The organism is Leptospira johnsonii (assembly GCF_003112675.1).
Taxonomy (GTDB): domain Bacteria; phylum Spirochaetota; class Leptospiria; order Leptospirales; family Leptospiraceae; genus Leptospira_B; species Leptospira_B johnsonii.
Window position 1 is genome coordinate 1,475,055 of sequence record NZ_BFAY01000011.1, and the last position, 16,871, is coordinate 1,491,925.

Consider the following 16,871-nt stretch of genomic DNA (forward strand, 5'->3'; position numbering starts at 1 on the left):
TCTTCTTCTTAATTTTTTTGTCAAATAAATATCTACAGATGGTTATACTAGATGATGGAATCGACTGAATATATAAACTTAGCTTCGGAAAAACCTTTTGCCGATCTAGACTTAAGAGTCGGTAAGATAATCGGTTTCGAATTACTTCTCGATCATGGGGAAAAAGCTTATAGATTGATCTTGGATTTCGGTGAGGCTGCCGGTGTCCGTAAATCAAGCGAACCCATACTTTCTCTTGGAGAAGAGAAAGATTTCTTGGGCAAACAAACTCTCTGCGTGATGGATTACCCTTCTGCTCATATTGCAAGAATGAGAGCCCAAGCTCTTTTTTTAGGCTTTATAGAAGACGAGGAAGAGTTCAGTAAATCCGACGCAATCAGCTTCGTCCAACTCGCCTGCTAATCCGATCTTAAAAATTACGAAGCCTTCTCAGGCTTCTTAATATCCGATTTTGCCTATCTTTCCCTTGACGGCTTGCGCTTTTTACGTATAGTAAAGCGTCGCGTCCAATTAAGAATTATAAATATGCCATACAAACCAACAGAACCCAGCATGAAGTTGGGAAAATTCGCAGTTTCATTCGCAAGAGATACATCACTCGGGGTTCTATCCGGAGTTAAATCAGCTCTCACCGGTTCATTCGAGTGGTGTGCAAAAAGTTTATCTCAAATTTCGGAAACTCCTACAGTAAACGGAACTCGCCTCGGAGAATTTCTGAAGAATACCGGCATATCCTTGGGAGAAGCCGGAAGTAAAACGGAAGAAGGTCTATCCAGGGCGTTCGAATCCACGGCACAAGCAATGCATACTGCATTGGAAGCATTGAGCGAAACAGAGTCTTTGATCCAAAGAAAGGTATTCGAAAATATTTCCGTTTCTAGCGTAGTGGGAGAATCATTTGCAGGAATGATCACAACTTCCGAGATCCAAGCGTCTTTTCGTTTGGATGGAAAAGATGTAAGTCCGGAAGAGGCGTTGGCTGATTGGAAAAAGTCCGGATCTAAAAAACCGATGCTATGTGTACCCGGTTTATTTTGTGACGAAGGACTTTGGACAAAGAATGGGGAACCCTCCTTCTCTGAAATTCTGATCCAAGAAAATTATTATCCTTTTTATCTTAGATTCAATCCTGGAGCTCATATTTCCGAGAACGGTGCTAAACTTCTGGAATTAGTGAAGAAGCTCCTGGAAGATCCTGAACTAAAACGTAAAAAATTCGACGTAGTCACTTTTAGTCAAGGAGGCCTTATTCTAAGAAGTGCATTGTATTCCTCGAAAAAAGAAGGTAATCCGCTTTCTTCTAATATTCAAAAAGTATTATTTATCAGTTCTCCTGACGGAGGTTCCTATATTGAAAAAGTAGGATTCTGGCTTGGTCTGGGAGCGGAAGCTTTACCTGTGTTTCCGGTGCAGTTGGTCGGTTATATCGGCAACCAAAGAAGTGAAGCAATGAAGGACCTTTCTCACGGAATTATCCGAGAAGAAGATTGGAAAGAAGGCACACATCTAGGCAGATATGGAAAAGAAAAATATTTCGGGGAGCTGGATGAGATAGATGCCTATCAGATCTATAGTTTTGTCTCGGAAGAAGAAGGAGACTGGTCCTCATGGATCGGAGACGGGATCGTGGAAAAACCGAGTCTTACTCTTTTGAGCGATTCTATATTTCGTAAGAAGTCTAATCCGGATGCTAGAGTAAAGATCTTAAAAGGATTATCTCATTATCAGATTATGCCTTCTCCTGAATTGAGAGAATACTTTATGAAGATCTTCTTAGGTAAGTAAGGGCTTTATTTGATCCAGCCCTTCTTCTTATATTCTTCATATCCTAATTTTAGGGCGTCTTTGATCTGAGAGAGAAGGACCGGGTCCTTCTTCTTTATATAAAAACAACTTTTGCCTTTTAAACATTTCAGAAGTTCGGGTTGAAAAATCTTTTTCAATTCCGGCTGAGAATATACAGGCATAAAATAAAATCCTACATATCCTTTTTGAACAAGTACGCCTGCAAAATAAACTTCAGGTTTTTTCTTTCCATTTACTTCGATTTCCATCTCGCTGACCAGACCGTACTGGCCCCCAGAGTCTTCTCTTTCTTGAAGACTCCCCTTTTTATAGGGTTTCATCAGCTTCTTGATCTCTTCAAAAATCGGAACTAGTTCAGGTTGTCCGGGGGATTTATCCTCATATTTGATCCCTCGTTTAGGGGAAGAGTTTACCTTTTTGGTCTTCTTCTTAGCTGGCATGTTTCGCATTTTGGGGACCTTCTTCCAACGAAACAAGTTGTTTTTAAGGGCGTCCATTCGGAGAAAAACGAAACCGTACAATTCTATGTGAGTTATGGATCATATGTCTTGTATAAATATATTATGGAAATATAATGTATGAGTGCTTACTCACTGAACTCTGTTTGTTTGTGGCCATACTAATTCATAGGTAAATTTTAAATAACGACCGTTTTTCATAAAAATAAACAGATATAAGCCGCTTATAAGAAGAAGCTTGTTACAAGTTAAGCCCTCAAAATAATATGCTTCCACAGAAGTAAAAAAGGTGAATGGAAATATGAAGAGAAAATTAACCATGCTTACCGTTTTGCTGATAAGCTTGTCTTCGACTAGTTTGTTTGCGAGTAGGGGAGCAGTAACTGAAAGTCCGATCGATATATTCGAAAAGTCTGCGGAAGCGAAATCACTCGCTGTGCAAAGGCAAGTGCAAGTAGCGGCCAACCTGCCCGTGCACAAGGCTTTGTTTTATGGCACACATAACTCCTATAATAGCAAGGCGTATGCAGGACCCTTCTTCTCTTATGCTTTTCCGAACCAACAGGTTTCTATCACTGACCAGTTGAGATTGGGAGCTAGGTTTATAGAATTAGATATTCATTATTATCTGAGCACGAATTTCAAAAACGATTTCTTGCTTTGTCACGCTCAATCCAACGATTTAGGATGTAACGTATTCGATCGTCCTGCCAGCAAAGGTTTGGAAGAAATCCGAAATTGGATTTCTTCTCCTCAAAACAGGAACGAAGTTTTAGTCCTGTATTTCGAGGATTATCTGGATGGAAGACAGGATGAGTTCTTAAACTTAGTAAGAAGTTATTTGGATCCTTATCTGCATAGATATAGTAGCGGTTCTTGCGGAGATATTCCGAACGCTGCAAACATGCCTAAGCTGAAAGATTTGGTTTCTTCTAACAGAAGGATCCTGATGATGAGCAACGGTTGTTACGACGGAGCTTGGAACCAATACTCAAAAAGGATCTTCTTCGGGAGCAATACTATCAGCCCGAAAGCTTTCCAAGGTTATCCTAGCTGTAACTGGTCCAGAAGTGTATACGATAACACTATGACCCGTGTTTTTAACGATAGTACCAACTACTTCGGTGTCTACGACGGTGTGAAAGAGAGTGGAGTATTCACAAACGATAATATTGCTCAGATGTTGGCTTGCGGGATCAGCGTATTCGGAATAGACCAATTCAGTCCAGATTTTGCAAAACAAGGACTTTGGTCTTGGGATTATGCAGAACCGAACGATTACGGTGGAGCAGAAGATTGTCTACAGGTAGTAGGAAGCGGACGTTGGAACGACAACAAATGTTCTAATAGTTATCGTTACGCTTGTAAAGACGGAAGTGGCAACTGGGCGATCACTGACGCATCCGGAAATTGGGCAAACGGAAAGAGTGCATGTTCTTCCAGAGGCTGGAACTTCTCCGCTCCTGTAACTCCATATGAAAACAAAAAACTCCAAGAGGCTAAATCGGCTAAGGGAGTTTCAGAAGTATGGGCAAATCTTACTGACCAGTACTCGGAAGGATATTGGGAAGCCGGAAGATAATCTAACTTACTTTCTGCTTTGACGCAAAAACGGGATCTTCGAGAATTCGAGGTCCCGTTTTTTTATTTTTGGGCCAATTTTGTCAAAATTTTATCGTCGACGGAACATTATAAAAAACGGATCATTTACGAAGAAGAAAAGTTTTATGTCGGTCTTTGTAGGAGTTCCGACCAAAATCCATAAGGAAAAGTTTCAGATTTATGGTCCAACCGTCTTTCAAAGTTTTATTTGCCGAAGACAATGAGAGTTCTGCAGAATTACTCATTCATTTTTTGGAAAGGTTTAATTTCGAAGTAGATCATGTCATGGATGGAATGAACGCTGAACTGAAATTAAGAAAATCCAAATACGATTTTATTCTTTTAGATAATATGATGCCTATCATTTCTGGAGTTCGTTTAGCTAGTAATATCCCGGAACTGAACAAGAATACACCGATTGTATTTCTTACGGCAAGTAACGAGAAAGAAGATGTGATCTCCGCGGCTCATAGCAAACAAGTAGTGGGTTATATTCTTAAACCTTTCGAACAAGAGAAAGTTTTAGAGAAGATTACCTCAGTCCTGAAAATTCAGAAAACGACTCTGATCGATAAGAAAAATTTTCCTTTTTCTATCCAGAAAGTGGACAATGAAACTTATGGGATCGGAATAAAATTGATCGGCTGTCCTTATATGAAAAATTCCGAAAAGATCGTTCAGGAAATTTCCTTTATTCTAAAAGATCTGCCTCGTAAGCACACTTTTTTTATGCAGGTCGGAAAGGAGTTTTATTATTACAAAAGGGCCGAGGAGCTTCTTGCATCAATCTTAACGCGTATGGCCTCTAAATTCGAAATCAAGAAAGAGGATATTCTCATACTTTCTTCCTAATTTTTTTGGAACCGACCTTTTAGCCCCCGGTCCCAGGTGCATAAAGAGGAGAAATGAATGTTTCGCAAAATTACGAAAATAACCGCGATTTTGTTGGTGCTGGGAACAACTGCCCTACTGACTCAGGGTTGCCATCATAAATGGATGTCCCATGAGAAAAGAGCCAATTATATCGTCAAAAAACTTAAGTCCGAATTGGATTTAACTGACACACAAGCTGCTGCTCTGGATAAGATCAAAGAGGACGTGCTTGCAAAGCGTAAAGAGCTAAAGTTGGGCGGACACTTCCTTCCTAAGGAAGCAGTAGAAGAACTTCGTGCAGACAAATTGAATCCTGAAAAATGGAACAAGCTGGGCGAAGAAAGAGAGAAAAAGATAGCCGCTCTTAGAGTATTTTTCACCAAAAAGGCAGTGGAATTCCACGCGGTATTAACTCCCGAACAAAGAGGGAAACTGGCGGATCTAATCCTTAAGTTCCAAAGTAAATTCGATAAGGAAGACGAGGATTAATTTCCAAAGTTCTTCGGAGGTAAAATGGGAGAGGCAGAATTTTCCCGCTTCGTAGAGGAAACCAGGGAGATCGTCTTAGCGGCGATCTCCCGTTACTTGTATGAACGCTTTGCATATGCGATAGACGATGTCGCACAAGAAACATATCTTCGTGCTTATAAGGCATTACAAAAAGGTCAATTCAGAGGAGACTCTAAATTGACCACTTGGTTGTACACCATCGCCAGAAATGAATCCATTCGGATGAATGAAAATCTGGTAAGAGAAGAGACCAAGGCTGAGAAGGCCGGAAAAAGATCGGAAGAAGACTCGAGAAGTTTCGCTTTTGAAAAAGAACAACCAGAGGACAGAGAAGATCTTCCTACTTGGGAAAAAGCAAAACTTTGGATTGGCAATCTACCGGAAGCATATAGAAGTGTGATCCAATATTATCTTTCCGGATATTCCGAAAAAGAGATTGCCGAAGTCCTGGGAGTTCCTGCGGGAACAGTAAAATCCAGGGCAGCTAGAGGAAAGGAAATGTTGCGAAGAATGCAGAACTCCGAAAAAAGAGAAGGAGGAGAAGTATGGGGAAAATATTAAAAGATTGTCTGCCAATGAAGGAAGAGATCGAAAAAAGAAAATCGGATCCGAACTGGTCTAAAAATTTAGCTTCTTGTGTAATCGATAGATACACAAAAGAAGAAAGTTCTAAAAAACTAGTTCGATTCCCGGTCAGAAATGTATTAGCGGTAGCGGCCGCTCTCCTCTTGGGCATTTCTATCGGATGGTATTCTTTTGCCGGACAACTCAACACAGAAGATGAATATTATCTTGGTGTTTCTTCAATTTTAGAAGGCGAATCTTACCTCTCCACTCTGGAAGAATAAACGGATCGGGCTTCGATTTCGAGGCCCGTCACTCTCTCCTTATTCGCATGAATGCTATGGAATCAAAATTCCAGGAGATATTCTGCTAAATCCAAAAAATCGCAAGTATCACAAACATTCTACTACATGTAGCTCCTAGATTCCCCAGGAGGAGAATGTTTATGAAAAATCTATCACTCACAGTTCTGGACGGTTATTTAACCGCAGACCCGGAATTAAGGAAGACCCAAGCAGGAAAGTCGGTCACAAATTTTACGCTGGCTGTTAACCATAACTACAAAAGAGCAGAAGGAGAGGAATCCGAGGTTTCTTACATGGATGTGGAAGTTTGGGAAAGGCTTGCAGAAAATTGTTCCGAGTATCTCAAAAAAGGAAAAAAGGTAACTGTAATCGGACATTTAAAACAGGATAGATGGAAAAATCAGGAAGGCCAATCCCGTTCCAAGGTCAAAGTAATAGCGGACGAGGTCCGATTTGATAGCTTCGGAGACAGAAGAGAAAAAGAAGCCGCATAATATCTTCTGTGGGTCGAGGCCTTGGGAGGATTTCCAAGGTCTCACCTTTCTTGACGGTTCGGGTCGGTCCTTGGTTTATGTAGGAAAAGAATGCTTACTATCATTTGGGCCGGGGGACAACCCGGAAAAATTTCGGAATTGAGAAGAATGACCCAGGAAGAATGGGAACGTATCCGCCATGATCTTCCGACTAACGTGAAAACTTATATAGACTGCGACGAAGATACTGTCCTAATTTCTCATCCCGACTTTTCGGAAAAGGAATTGGTGGAAATCTCCGATTTCGATGGCCTTAAATTCTCAGACGGTCTAATCCCTGTAGTCACAAAGGATGAGAAGGGTCTGGTTTTGATGCAGGCATTCTCCAATTTAGAAAGTTTAGAACTGAGCAAAAACGAGTCCCTAGGAATTTATTTCAGCAGATCCAGAAATCAGCTTTGGAGAAAGGGAGATACCTCCGGACATATCCAAAAACTGAAAAGGATCTTAGCGCCCAAAGACGGAAGTTTTGTTGTGTACGAAGTGGCACAGGAAGGTGCAGCTTGTCACGAAGGGTACTACTCCTGTTTTTTCAGAGAGCAGGATAGAAGTGGGATTAAAAACTTAGTTCCAGAGATCCCTTTTTTGGGGAAGTAGAGGTTCCGTAAAAAGGAGTTTTCGCCGATAGAAATATGAGGCAGATACGGTTATGATTTTTAAGAATACATTCGTGAGAAGATCCGTTGTTTTATTAGGCATACTTGTTCTTTCGGGGGTTGTTGCCTTCTTCGTTGTGGATGAGATCAAAGGAGGAGCCGTAGGTGCGGGCCAGGTAAAGGTAGACATCATCGTAGAACCGGGCGATTCTCCAGTTGAAGTCACGGAAAATCTTTCCAAGAACGGATTATTAAAGTCTTCCAAATATTTCCTTTTTCTAATTAAGGCGACCAGATCAGCAGGAAAGATCAAAGCTGGTCTGTATGAGATCAACGACGGGATGGACGCTCGTAAGATCTTGCAAGTGATCACGGAAGGAAAAGTAAAACTTGTCACATTTACGGTCCCGGAAGGTTATAATAACCGTCAGATCGGAGACCTATTAGTTAAGAAAAACCTAATTAAGACTAGGGCTGATTTTTTAAACGCAGCTTCCAGAACGGAATTATTGAGAGAATTTAAAATTCCTGCAAATAATGCAGAAGGGTATCTCTTCCCTGAGACTTACAGCGTGCCTGTGAATTTTCCGGCGGATAAGATTGCCAGAATGATGATCAAAAGATTTTATGTTCGCTTGGACAAGGTCCCGGGCGCTAAGGAATTAGATCCTAAAAAACTACATGAGATCGTGGTACTTGCTTCCGTGGTAGAAAGAGAAGCCAAGAAGAATGAGGAAAGACCTTTGATGGCGGGTGTTTTCTTAAATCGTCTCAAACAGGATATCCCTTTAGAGTCTTGTGCTACCATCCAGTATCTTTTTGATAAACCTCATCCTCGTATTTTCGAAAAGGATCTGAAGATAGTTTCTCCTTATAATACTTATATGAATAAAGGATATCCGCCTGGTCCGATCTCTAATCCGGGACAACCTTCTTTGGAAGCGGCACTCATGCCTACTAAGACAGAGTATCTATTCTTCTTATTAAAACCGGATGGATTTCATTACTTCTCTAAAAGTTTTAAAGAACATGCCGAAGCTAAGAAAAAGTACATCGATGTTCTTTACGAATAGAGGAGTGCAGGAATGAATTCCCCTGTAGAAGAAATCGTTTCCGTTTCAGAACAACTAAAAGAGGTCCAAAGGGCTTTGGATCTTTTTAAGGAAAAACAGCAAAAGAGGGAATCTGCAAGCGACGCAGCTATCGAGTTCGTGGAAAAGGCGAGTTTGGTTTTAGACAGGGCAGAAAAAAAAGAGATCCTTCTGACTGAGGACCAAAAGAGAAGGATCCGGAACAATTTAGTAAAGATCAGATCTTCTCTGGTTCGTAATATGGAAGGCTGATGTAGGACCTCCTACAAGCTTCCATTGGATGGAAGAAGGACCTTCTTTCGGACATTCTGTCTCATTTCTTCCAGAGACTTGGGTTCAAAAACTTAAATGACAGGCCGAAACGGCCCCAGGTTATAGTATTTTGAGTAATATTCCCAAATAATCGGTAGGAAAAAATGATGGCAACGAAAGCTCCGACGGACTCTTCGGCGGCAAAACAGGCTTTAAGCAAGTCTTCAGCAATAATCGAACAAGTAACCAAGGCCTTAGCGGCTAAATGTAGCTCCAATGGAAAAGTTTCCGTTTCCAAAATGGACCAAAACCAGTTCGTACAATACCAGATCGCTTGGTTGACCTCCGAACAAAAGATTGCGGAAAACTTCATAGAATACGCTTGGAACGACTCTCTCGGAACCGGTGAGCTTGAAAAATTGATGGCTCAAGTTTTTGCTGCGGAAGTTGTTTCTCATATTCGCACCGAGTTCAGTTCCAGAGCTTCCGAATACGGAATCTCCACCCAAGAATTGGTTTCCAAATTATTCGATGAGGCTACTAACAAGTTCTTAGAAGAGTCCAGCGCGATCGAAAACTACAATCATATTGCCGACCTGATCGCTTCTTCCGGAAGTTTCGGAGCTTATGGTCTGAGTGAAGATCATGAAATGTTCCGCCAGACTTTCAAACAGTTCGCGGAAGAAGTGGTGGCTCCTAAAGCGGAGCATGTTCATCGTCACGACGATATCGTTCCAGAAGAGATCATCCAAGGCTTAAGAGACATGGGATGTTTCGGTCTTTGTATCCCTGAAACTTACGGTGGATTACAACCGAACGATAAAGCGGATAATATTTCTATGCTAGTCGTAACCGAAGAACTTTCCAGAGGATCTTTGGGTATCGCAGGATCTTTGATCACTCGTCCTGAAATTCTTTCTAAAGCATTATTAAAAGGTGGAACCGACGCTCAAAAAGAGAAGTGGCTCCCTCTTATCGCTTCCGGAGAGAAGATGGGCGGTATCATGGTAACAGAACCTAACTACGGTTCAGACGTTGCCGGAGTTTCCGTAACCGCTAAAAAAGTGGACGGAGGCTGGTCTATCAACGGTGTAAAAACCTGGTGTACTTTTGCAGGATATGCAAACCTTCTTCTTATCCTTGTAAGAACCGAAAGTGATCCTGAGTTAAAACACAAAGGTCTTTCTATCGTTCTTGCGGAGAAGCCAAGCTTCACTGGTCATGAATTCGATTATAAACAAGACGGCGGCGGAAGAATTTCCGGAAAAGCGATCGGAACTATCGGTTACCGCGGTATGCACTCTTTCGAAGTTTCTTTCGAGGATTATTTTGTTCCGGAAGAGAACTTGATCGGTGGAGAAGCGGGGAGAGGAAAAGGATTCTATTTCCAAATGGAAGGTTTCGCAGGCGGAAGGATCCAAACGGCAGCCCGTGCAAACGGTGTGATGCAAGCGGCTTTAGAAGCAGGTCTTCGTTACGCTCAAGAAAGACAAGTTTTCCAAAAACCTATCTTCGATTATAACCTGACTAAATATAAGATCGCTCGTATGGCTATGATCGTTCAGGCTTCTCGCCAGTTCACTAATACAGTAGCAAAACTTTTAGACGATCACAAAGGACAGATGGAAGCGACTTTGATCAAGTTCTACGCTTCTAAAGTTGCTGAATGGGTGACAAGAGAAGCTATGCAGATCCACGGAGGAATGGGATACGCTGAAGAATACGCAGTTTCTCGTTATTTCGTAGATGCTAGGGTATTCTCCATCTTTGAAGGTGCAGAAGAAGTAATGGCTCTTAGGGTAATTGCAAAATCTCTAATGGACCAATACTCGGCCTAAGTTCCTTCTTAAACTCTGAAGAATAAAAAAAGGAAGTCGAAAGACTTCCTTTTTTTTCGAGCAGGTCTTCTGAGCGACCCATATGGAGCAAAGTCAAATTCGTAATCAAACAAACTGCATTAGCTCGCGAGTTGTTCTACGAAGGCCAGAATGTCCGAATTGTCCCTTTCCAAAAACTCAAGAGTTCTTTCTACTAGATGATCCAAGTAATAACTTGGGTTGTGATAATCTCTTAAGAACGATTTTACTTGTTCTATCTTTTCTTCGGGGATCCTATCTTCCAGAACGATCTGCGCCAATGCGTAGATCCCGAATGCGGATTTGAACGGGTCGTTTAGAGAAGAGATGGAAATGATCTCGTCTATATCAATTTCTTTGAATGTTGGGATTAGATCTCCGATAAGTTCCAGGGCTCCTATCGGAATGGTCCTGTCTAACGACTTTACATAATTGATGAACAATCTATAGGACTGAGAATCTCCGATCCGAGAAAGCATATGAAAGATGCCGGAAAGAAGTCTTTTATGAAATCCCCAGGACAATCTACCTGAATCCGCCTCTCTGATTGCCTGGTATAAAAAACTCCAAACCAGTTTGTCTCCGGATCTTGCTCTTTCACATAATTGGTCCAACCAAAGATCGAAACTCGGATTATCTGATTCCTTTTTAAGGAAATCCATCAGTTCAGAGGGAGTTTGTACAGAAGGGAGAGTAAGGGCAATTTTCGACATAAGTGGAAGATACTCCTTTTTAGGATCGGTTTCCAGTCTTTTTATGTGGCATCGATTTTTTAATTCCCTTACTCTAGGAATAGTTTCTGTCGCATTAAATTATTGATGTTCTACCTGGCTAACATCTCTAACTGCCCCTGTATGTGCGGAAGTTGTCAGCGCTGCATAGGCTCTAAGCGCTGCGGAAACAGTTCTTTTTCTGGATTTAGGTTTCCAGGCATCCTTTCCCTTATCATTCATTCTATCTCTGCGGTCCGAAAGTTCTGCGTCACTCACTCTTAAGTGGATGGATCTGTCAGGGATATCTATCTCTATGATATCACCTTCTTCTACTAAACCGATGATTCCGCCTGCGGCCGCTTCCGGAGAAACATGCCCAATAGAAAGTCCGGAAGTTCCTCCGGAAAATCTTCCATCAGTCAGAAGTGCACATGCTTTTCCTAAACCTTTGGATTTCAGATAGGAAGTAGGATATAACATTTCCTGCATACCAGGTCCGCCTTTTGGACCTTCGTAGCGGATCACAACGACGTCACCTTCTACCACTTCGTTGCCTAGGATTTTGGCCACAGCTTCTTCTTGGCTTTCCATTACTCTGGCTCTTCCTTTGAATTTCCAGATGGACTCGTCTACTCCCGCGGTTTTAACGATACAACCTTCAGGAGCGATATTTCCATAAAGAACCGCAAGTCCTCCGTCTTGGGAGTATGCATGTTCTACATCTCGGATACATCCGTTTGCTCTATCCAAGTCCAGGTCAGGCCAACGTTTGTCTTGGGAGAATGCTTCAGTTGTAGGAACTCCTCCAGGTGCTGCGGAGAATAATGCATATGCCTTGGAATCTGCTTTTTGACGGACGATGTCCCATTCTTCTAAAGCTTTTCCTAATGTAGGAGAATGAACAGTCGGAACATCTCTGTGAATGAGTCCTGCTCTGTCCAATTCTGAAAGTATACCTACGACTCCACCCGCTCTATGAACATCTTCCATATGATACTTTTGGGTGGCGGGCGCTACTTTACAAACGCAAGGAACTTTTCTGGAGATCAGATCTATATCATGCATTTTGAAATTGATCCCAGCTTCGTTTGCGGCCGCGAGAATATGGAGCACAGTGTTTGTGGATCCTCCCATGGCTACATCCAAACTCATAGCGTTTTGGAATGCTTCGTAAGTAGCAATGTTTCTAGGAAGAACGGATTCGTCTTCTTGTTCATAATATCTTTTTGCAAGTTCTACGATCAGTCTTCCCGCAGTTAAGAAGAGTTGTTTTCTGTCCGCATGAGTGGCTAATGTGGAACCGTTGCCAGGAAGAGAAAGTCCTAATGCTTCTGTAAGACAGTTCATCGAGTTTGCAGTGAACATTCCTGAACAAGATCCGCAGGTAGGACAAGCGGAACGTTCTATTTGCTCTACAAGTTCGTCGGAGACATTTTGGTTGGCGGCTTCTACCATTGCGTCCACCAAATCCAATTTTCTGATGTCTCCATTCCAATTTACTTTTCCAGCTTCCATTGGTCCGCCGGAAACAAAAATGGTCGGTATATTCAATCGTAGGGCTGCCATGAGCATTCCGGGTGTGATCTTATCACAATTGGAAATACAAATAAGTGCGTCCGCAGTATGTGCGTTGACCATGTATTCTACCGAGTCGGCGATTAGGTCACGGCTTGGTAAAGAGTATAACATTCCGCCATGCCCCATGGCGATACCGTCATCCACTGCGATAGTATTGAATTCTTTTGCTACGGCTCCCGCCTTCTCCACTTCTCTTGCGACCATTTGTCCTAGGTCTTTTAAATGAACATGTCCTGGAACGAATTGAGTGAACGAGTTTGCGATGGCGACGATCGGTTTTCCGAAATCACCTTCTTTCATGCCGGTGGCTCTCCAGAGTGCTCTGGCTCCGGCCATATTGCGTCCGTGGGTAGAAGTACGAGATCTTAAGTGAGGCATATTGAATGCTCCCTGGTATAAGGTTAGACGTCGAGTTTTTTACTAAGGAAGAAAACGAAGTTACACAGGCACGTTTCTTGCTATTTATATCGCAGATGGAATCAAAAGAAGAATTCAGTCGAACTTTGGGGCCTTGGCTCCTCTGGGGTTTGGGAGTCGGATACGTAATTTCAGGCATGTATTTTGGCTGGAACCTAGGTCTACCGGTGGGTGGAACCTTGGGGTTGGGAATTGCCACCTTACTGATCATTCTGCTGTATGTTTGTTTTTCTTTCAGTTACACTGAACTCGCATGTATGATCCCGAAAGCGGGAGGAGCATTCGATTACGGCAGAGAAGCTCTCGGAAATGCTTGGGCCTATTTAGTAGGCACAGCTCAGTTGATAGAATTTCTATTTGCACCTCCTGCAATTGCCGCAGCAATCGGCGCCTATTTCTCTTTGTTTTTACCTGGAATCGATCCGATCTGGATCGCGATATTCGCTTATTTGCTCTTTACGATCTTGAACATACTTGGAGTGAAATTTGCCGCCACATTCGAGTTTGGAATTACTATATTAGCAGTTTTTGAATTACTTTTATTTTCAGGACTTACACTTCCCAGTTTTTCTTGGGAGAAGTTTTCCTCTAATCCATTGCCTAACGGTTGGACTGGGGCATTGTCTTCTTTACCATTTGCGGTTTGGTTTTTTTTAGCGATAGAAGGAGTAGCAAATGTTGCAGAAGAAACTAAAGATCCACAAAAGAATATACTGATCGGATTCGGATCTGCGTTAGCTACCTTAGTAGTACTTTGTGGTTTGGTATTTTTTTCTTCCATCGGAGTAGGGGGATGGGAGATGATTGTTTATCCAGAATCGGGCGCCTCAGCTTCCGATTATCCTTTACCTCTCGCATTACGTAAATTATACGGAGAGTCCGGTTGGGCATTCCATCTTTTGATCACAATCGGTTTATTCGGGCTCATCGCTTCCTTTCATGGGATTATTTTAGCTGGGGGAAGAGCCAGTTTCGAATTCGGAAGAGCGGAATTTCTTCCTAAAGTTTTTGGAAAGATCCATCCTAAGTTCAAAACACCTGCCAATGCATTGATAGCAAATACGATCTTTGGGATTGCTGCATTATGTACCGGAAAAACATCAGAGCTGATCACATTGTCCGCTTTTGGAGCTTTACTCTTATACTTCTGTTCCATGATCAGTTTCTTCGTGCTTCGGAAAAAACAACCCGAAAGAGAAAGACCGTTTACGGTTCCAGGAGGTCGAATTCTACCTTCTATCGCACTTGTTCTGTCTGCGATCGTATTGACTGTGTCCGCCTGGCAACATCCGATCTTGTTCGGGATCTTCGTTCTGATCTTAGGAAGCGGTTTGATATGGGCCAGGACTGCTATTTTTGGAAAATGAAAAGCAATTTTCTTGATTTGGGATTTTTCGGAATTAGAGTAAGTCGGATCTAAAGAAGAAGGAATTTTGCTCAAAGATCTGTATAAGACGATAGGGAATGAATATGGGTTATAAGACCGTTCTTGGTAGGAAATCCTATGTATTTCCTGATTTAAAAACACTATTGGCGAAGGCGAGTCCGCTTCGTTCCGGAGACCAATTGGCTGGGATCGCTGCTTCTACTCAAGAAGAAAGAGTGGCTGCCCAAATGGCATTGGCAGATCTTCATCTATCAGAATTTTTGAATATAGAATTGATCCCTGGAGAAAAGGACGAGGTCACTCGACTGATTTTCGATTCTCATGACAAATCTGCTTTTTCTAAAATTTCTTCCTTCACTGTGGGCGAATTCCGCGACTTTCTTTTAAAGGAAAATACCGATTCGGAACTGATCTCAGAGATCCGAGACGGGATCACTCCCGAGATGGCTGCCGCTGTTTCCAAGTTAATGTCCAATCAGGATCTGATCTTGGTTTCGAAAAAATCTCCTGTGGTGACAAAGTTCCGAAACACGATAGGACTTCCTGGAAGATTGTCTGCACGTTTGCAACCCAATCATCCCACGGACGATCCTAAAGGAATTGCTGCCAGCATCTTGGACGGACTTTTATTAGGAAGCGGGGATGCAGTGATCGGGATCAACCCGGCAACTGATAACGTTCCTACTGTAATTGCACTTCTTAGGATGTTGGATTCTATCATCCAAAAATATTCTATCCCGACTCAATCTTGCGTACTCTGTCATGTGACCACTTCTATGAAAGCAATGGAAGAAGGCGCCCCTCTCGATCTGGTATTCCAATCAATAGGCGGGAGCGAAGCTTTGAACAAAAGTTTTGGAGTGAACTTAAGTATTCTAGAAGAATCCAGGCAAATGGCTTTGGAATTAAACAGAGGAACTGTCGGAAAGAATGTAATGTATTTCGAAACAGGACAAGGAAGCGGATTGTCAGCAGGCGCTCATTTTGGTGTGGACCAACAAACCTTAGAGACAAGAGCGTATGCAGTCGCAAAAAAATTCGATCCATTACTTGTGAACACTGTAGTAGGTTTTATCGGGCCGGAATATCTATATAACGGAAAACAAATATTGAGAGCAGGCTTAGAAGATCATTTTTGCGGAAAACTTTTAGGTCTTCCTATGGGAGTAGATGTATGTTATACAAATCATGCAGATGCGGACCAAGACGATATGGATACATTGCTCACATTGCTTGGAGCAGCGGGATGTAATTATATTATGGGAGTCCCGGGAGCGGATGACGTGATGTTGTCCTACCAAAGTACTTCTTTTCATGATGCGTTGTATTTGCGTCAGATCTTCGGTTTAAGACCTGCTCCTGAATTTGAGAACTGGCTTTTGGAAAAAGGATTATTCGAATCCACAAAACAATTCCTACCCAAGGAAAATCCGGGCAAAATTCTACTCGAAGAAATATTAGAGGATAAGGCCGGATGAATTCTAAAGAATTTTGGAAAAGTTTAACTTCTGCTAGGATCGGTATAGGAAGATCCGGAGGTTCTATCCCTACTTCTGAACTTCTAAAATTCAGATTGGACCATGCAAGAGCGAGAGACGCAGTATTAGAAGAACCCGACTTTGATACACTGAATATAGGCCTTGAAAAAATTTTCCAACCATTAGGGATCGAGATTCTCGGAATAGAAAGTTTAGCAAAGAGCAGAGAAGAATATTTACTGAGACCGGATTTGGGCCGTAGGATCTCGGAACCTTCCCGATCTCGATTAGAATCTAAAAAAGGAAAATATGATATTGTATTGATTGGAGTAGATGGGCTTTCCGCAAAAGCAATTGATTCGAATTTGGTCCCATTCTTACAAGTTTTAGTGCCGATCTTATCCGAACAAAATTATAAAATTGCACCATTCGTTCTAGGAAAATTAGGAAGAGTTGCGATTGGAGACGAGATCGGAGAAATATTAGGGGCCAAGGCGGTTGTGCTATTAATAGGAGAAAGGCCGGGACTTTCTTCTGCGGATAGTTTGGGAATGTATCTGACCTTTGACCCTAAGTTAGGCAAAACAGATGAGAGTCGAAATTGTATTTCGAATATACGACCGGACGGCTTAGATTTTCATAAGGCCTCCTTAAAAACGGCTTATTTACTTTCCGAATCTCTCAAACGGGGTATATCCGGAGTGGATCTGAAGGACGAAATGACTCCTGATTTCTTGGAATCTAATTCCAAAGGAAGTATCTCAAACCGTTCTTAGCTTACTTCAGGTCGTTTTATTGCAAACGAATCGAGTCCATAAAAGATTTCTGATCTTTGGGGAAATTTAATAAAAC

At 42.1% G+C, this 16,871-nt stretch carries 18 protein-coding genes; 15 read left to right on the plus strand and 3 right to left on the minus strand.

Annotated features, from left to right (window positions below):
* Nucleotides 1–51 precede the first annotated feature (51 nt).
* Both LPTSP_RS15755 and LPTSP_RS15760 read left to right on the plus strand, forming a co-directional pair.
* Nucleotides 52–402 (plus strand): CsaA family protein, encoded by a 351-nt coding sequence (locus LPTSP_RS15755; protein ID WP_108929615.1) that lies wholly within the window; start codon nt 52–54, stop codon nt 400–402.
* 123 nt (nt 403–525) lie between these two features.
* A complete protein-coding gene (locus tag LPTSP_RS15760) occupies nt 526–1,785 on the plus strand; it encodes an esterase/lipase family protein (RefSeq protein ID WP_174704470.1) in 1,260 nt (419 codons plus the stop codon).
* Nucleotides 1,786–1,790: 5 nt separating this feature from the next.
* On the opposite strand, the gene LPTSP_RS15765 is transcribed toward LPTSP_RS15760, so the two are convergent.
* Complete coding sequence (locus LPTSP_RS15765; RefSeq protein WP_245915593.1) at nt 1,791–2,255, minus strand: DUF1801 domain-containing protein; 465 nt, start codon at nt 2,253–2,255, stop codon at nt 1,791–1,793.
* Between the two features lie 310 nt (nt 2,256–2,565).
* Between LPTSP_RS15765 and LPTSP_RS15770 the strand changes: the two genes are divergently transcribed.
* The 10 genes from LPTSP_RS15770 to LPTSP_RS15815 all read left to right on the plus strand — a co-directional run bounded on the left by LPTSP_RS15770 (nt 2,566) and on the right by LPTSP_RS15815 (nt 10,428).
* Nucleotides 2,566–3,846 (plus strand): phosphoinositide-specific phospholipase C-related protein, encoded by a 1,281-nt coding sequence (locus LPTSP_RS15770; protein WP_245915594.1) that lies wholly within the window; start codon nt 2,566–2,568, stop codon nt 3,844–3,846.
* A 200-nt stretch (nt 3,847–4,046) separates the two neighbouring features.
* A complete protein-coding gene (locus LPTSP_RS15775; RefSeq protein WP_108929617.1) occupies nt 4,047–4,718 on the plus strand; it encodes a response regulator transcription factor in 672 nt (223 codons plus the stop codon).
* Nucleotides 4,719–4,775: 57 nt separating this feature from the next.
* A complete protein-coding gene (locus LPTSP_RS15780; RefSeq protein WP_174704471.1) occupies nt 4,776–5,228 on the plus strand; it encodes a Spy/CpxP family protein refolding chaperone in 453 nt (150 codons plus the stop codon).
* Nucleotides 5,229–5,252: 24 nt separating this feature from the next.
* Nucleotides 5,253–5,810 carry an RNA polymerase sigma factor gene (locus LPTSP_RS15785; protein WP_108929618.1) on the plus strand — a complete coding sequence of 186 codons (558 nt, stop codon included), beginning with the start codon at nt 5,253–5,255 and terminating at the stop codon, nt 5,808–5,810.
* Nucleotides 5,795–6,097, plus strand: a complete 303-nt coding sequence (locus LPTSP_RS15790; protein WP_108929619.1) for a hypothetical protein — start codon at nt 5,795–5,797, stop codon at nt 6,095–6,097. The genes LPTSP_RS15785 and LPTSP_RS15790 overlap by 16 nt, the downstream gene beginning before the upstream one ends.
* Before the next feature lie 161 nt (nt 6,098–6,258).
* Nucleotides 6,259–6,612, plus strand: a complete 354-nt coding sequence (locus LPTSP_RS15795) for a single-stranded DNA-binding protein (protein ID WP_108929620.1) — start codon at nt 6,259–6,261, stop codon at nt 6,610–6,612.
* Nucleotides 6,613–6,702: 90 nt separating this feature from the next.
* Complete coding sequence (locus LPTSP_RS15800) at nt 6,703–7,248, plus strand: phosphoribosyl-AMP cyclohydrolase (protein WP_108929621.1); 546 nt, start codon at nt 6,703–6,705, stop codon at nt 7,246–7,248.
* A gap of 52 nt (nt 7,249–7,300) precedes the next feature.
* A complete protein-coding gene (mltG, locus tag LPTSP_RS15805) occupies nt 7,301–8,320 on the plus strand; it encodes an endolytic transglycosylase MltG (RefSeq protein ID WP_108929622.1) in 1,020 nt (339 codons plus the stop codon).
* A 12-nt stretch (nt 8,321–8,332) separates the two neighbouring features.
* Nucleotides 8,333–8,590, plus strand: a complete 258-nt coding sequence (locus tag LPTSP_RS15810) for a hypothetical protein (RefSeq protein ID WP_108929623.1) — start codon at nt 8,333–8,335, stop codon at nt 8,588–8,590.
* A gap of 167 nt (nt 8,591–8,757) precedes the next feature.
* Nucleotides 8,758–10,428, plus strand: a complete 1,671-nt coding sequence (locus LPTSP_RS15815; protein ID WP_108929624.1) for an acyl-CoA dehydrogenase family protein — start codon at nt 8,758–8,760, stop codon at nt 10,426–10,428.
* Nucleotides 10,429–10,547: 119 nt separating this feature from the next.
* On the opposite strand, the gene LPTSP_RS15820 is transcribed toward LPTSP_RS15815, so the two are convergent.
* Together LPTSP_RS15820 and ilvD are read right to left on the minus strand one after the other, a co-directional pair.
* Nucleotides 10,548–11,159: a hypothetical protein gene (locus LPTSP_RS15820; RefSeq protein WP_167396446.1), complete on the minus strand. Its 612-nt coding sequence runs from the start codon at nt 11,157–11,159 to the stop codon at nt 10,548–10,550.
* Nucleotides 11,160–11,258: 99 nt separating this feature from the next.
* Nucleotides 11,259–13,115 carry a dihydroxy-acid dehydratase gene (gene ilvD, locus LPTSP_RS15825; RefSeq protein ID WP_108929625.1) on the minus strand — a complete coding sequence of 619 codons (1,857 nt, stop codon included), beginning with the start codon at nt 13,113–13,115 and terminating at the stop codon, nt 11,259–11,261.
* Nucleotides 13,116–13,210: 95 nt separating this feature from the next.
* On the opposite strand from ilvD, the gene eat reads away from it, so the two are divergent.
* The 3 genes from eat to eutC all read left to right on the plus strand — a co-directional run bounded on the left by eat (nt 13,211) and on the right by eutC (nt 16,795).
* A complete protein-coding gene (gene eat / locus LPTSP_RS15830; protein WP_108929952.1) occupies nt 13,211–14,521 on the plus strand; it encodes an ethanolamine permease in 1,311 nt (436 codons plus the stop codon).
* Nucleotides 14,522–14,624: 103 nt separating this feature from the next.
* Complete coding sequence (locus LPTSP_RS15835; protein WP_108929626.1) at nt 14,625–16,019, plus strand: ethanolamine ammonia-lyase subunit EutB; 1,395 nt, start codon at nt 14,625–14,627, stop codon at nt 16,017–16,019.
* On the plus strand, nt 16,016–16,795 hold the full coding sequence (eutC, locus tag LPTSP_RS15840; protein ID WP_108929627.1) for an ethanolamine ammonia-lyase subunit EutC: 780 nt from the start codon (nt 16,016–16,018) through the stop codon (nt 16,793–16,795). The genes LPTSP_RS15835 and eutC overlap by 4 nt, the downstream gene beginning before the upstream one ends.
* The last annotated feature ends 76 nt before the right edge of the window (nt 16,796–16,871 follow it).

Coding starts and splice junctions, on each gene's coding strand:
- LPTSP_RS15755 (WP_108929615.1), top strand. CDS start 52: ATGATGGAATCGACTGAATATATAAACTTAGCTTCGGAAAAACCTTTT.
- LPTSP_RS15760 (WP_174704470.1), top strand. CDS start 526: ATGCCATACAAACCAACAGAACCCAGCATGAAGTTGGGAAAATTCGCA.
- LPTSP_RS15765 (WP_245915593.1), bottom strand. CDS start 2,255: ATGCGAAACATGCCAGCTAAGAAGAAGACCAAAAAGGTAAACTCTTCC.
- LPTSP_RS15770 (WP_245915594.1), top strand. CDS start 2,566: ATGAAGAGAAAATTAACCATGCTTACCGTTTTGCTGATAAGCTTGTCT.
- LPTSP_RS15775 (WP_108929617.1), top strand. CDS start 4,047: ATGGTCCAACCGTCTTTCAAAGTTTTATTTGCCGAAGACAATGAGAGT.
- LPTSP_RS15780 (WP_174704471.1), top strand. CDS start 4,776: ATGTTTCGCAAAATTACGAAAATAACCGCGATTTTGTTGGTGCTGGGA.
- LPTSP_RS15785 (WP_108929618.1), top strand. CDS start 5,253: ATGGGAGAGGCAGAATTTTCCCGCTTCGTAGAGGAAACCAGGGAGATC.
- LPTSP_RS15790 (WP_108929619.1), top strand. CDS start 5,795: ATGGGGAAAATATTAAAAGATTGTCTGCCAATGAAGGAAGAGATCGAA.
- LPTSP_RS15795 (WP_108929620.1), top strand. CDS start 6,259: ATGAAAAATCTATCACTCACAGTTCTGGACGGTTATTTAACCGCAGAC.
- LPTSP_RS15800 (WP_108929621.1), top strand. CDS start 6,703: ATGCTTACTATCATTTGGGCCGGGGGACAACCCGGAAAAATTTCGGAA.
- mltG (WP_108929622.1), top strand. CDS start 7,301: ATGATTTTTAAGAATACATTCGTGAGAAGATCCGTTGTTTTATTAGGC.
- LPTSP_RS15810 (WP_108929623.1), top strand. CDS start 8,333: ATGAATTCCCCTGTAGAAGAAATCGTTTCCGTTTCAGAACAACTAAAA.
- LPTSP_RS15815 (WP_108929624.1), top strand. CDS start 8,758: ATGGCAACGAAAGCTCCGACGGACTCTTCGGCGGCAAAACAGGCTTTA.
- LPTSP_RS15820 (WP_167396446.1), bottom strand. CDS start 11,159: ATGTCGAAAATTGCCCTTACTCTCCCTTCTGTACAAACTCCCTCTGAA.
- ilvD (WP_108929625.1), bottom strand. CDS start 13,115: ATGCCTCACTTAAGATCTCGTACTTCTACCCACGGACGCAATATGGCC.
- eat (WP_108929952.1), top strand. CDS start 13,211: ATGGAATCAAAAGAAGAATTCAGTCGAACTTTGGGGCCTTGGCTCCTC.
- LPTSP_RS15835 (WP_108929626.1), top strand. CDS start 14,625: ATGGGTTATAAGACCGTTCTTGGTAGGAAATCCTATGTATTTCCTGAT.
- eutC (WP_108929627.1), top strand. CDS start 16,016: ATGAATTCTAAAGAATTTTGGAAAAGTTTAACTTCTGCTAGGATCGGT.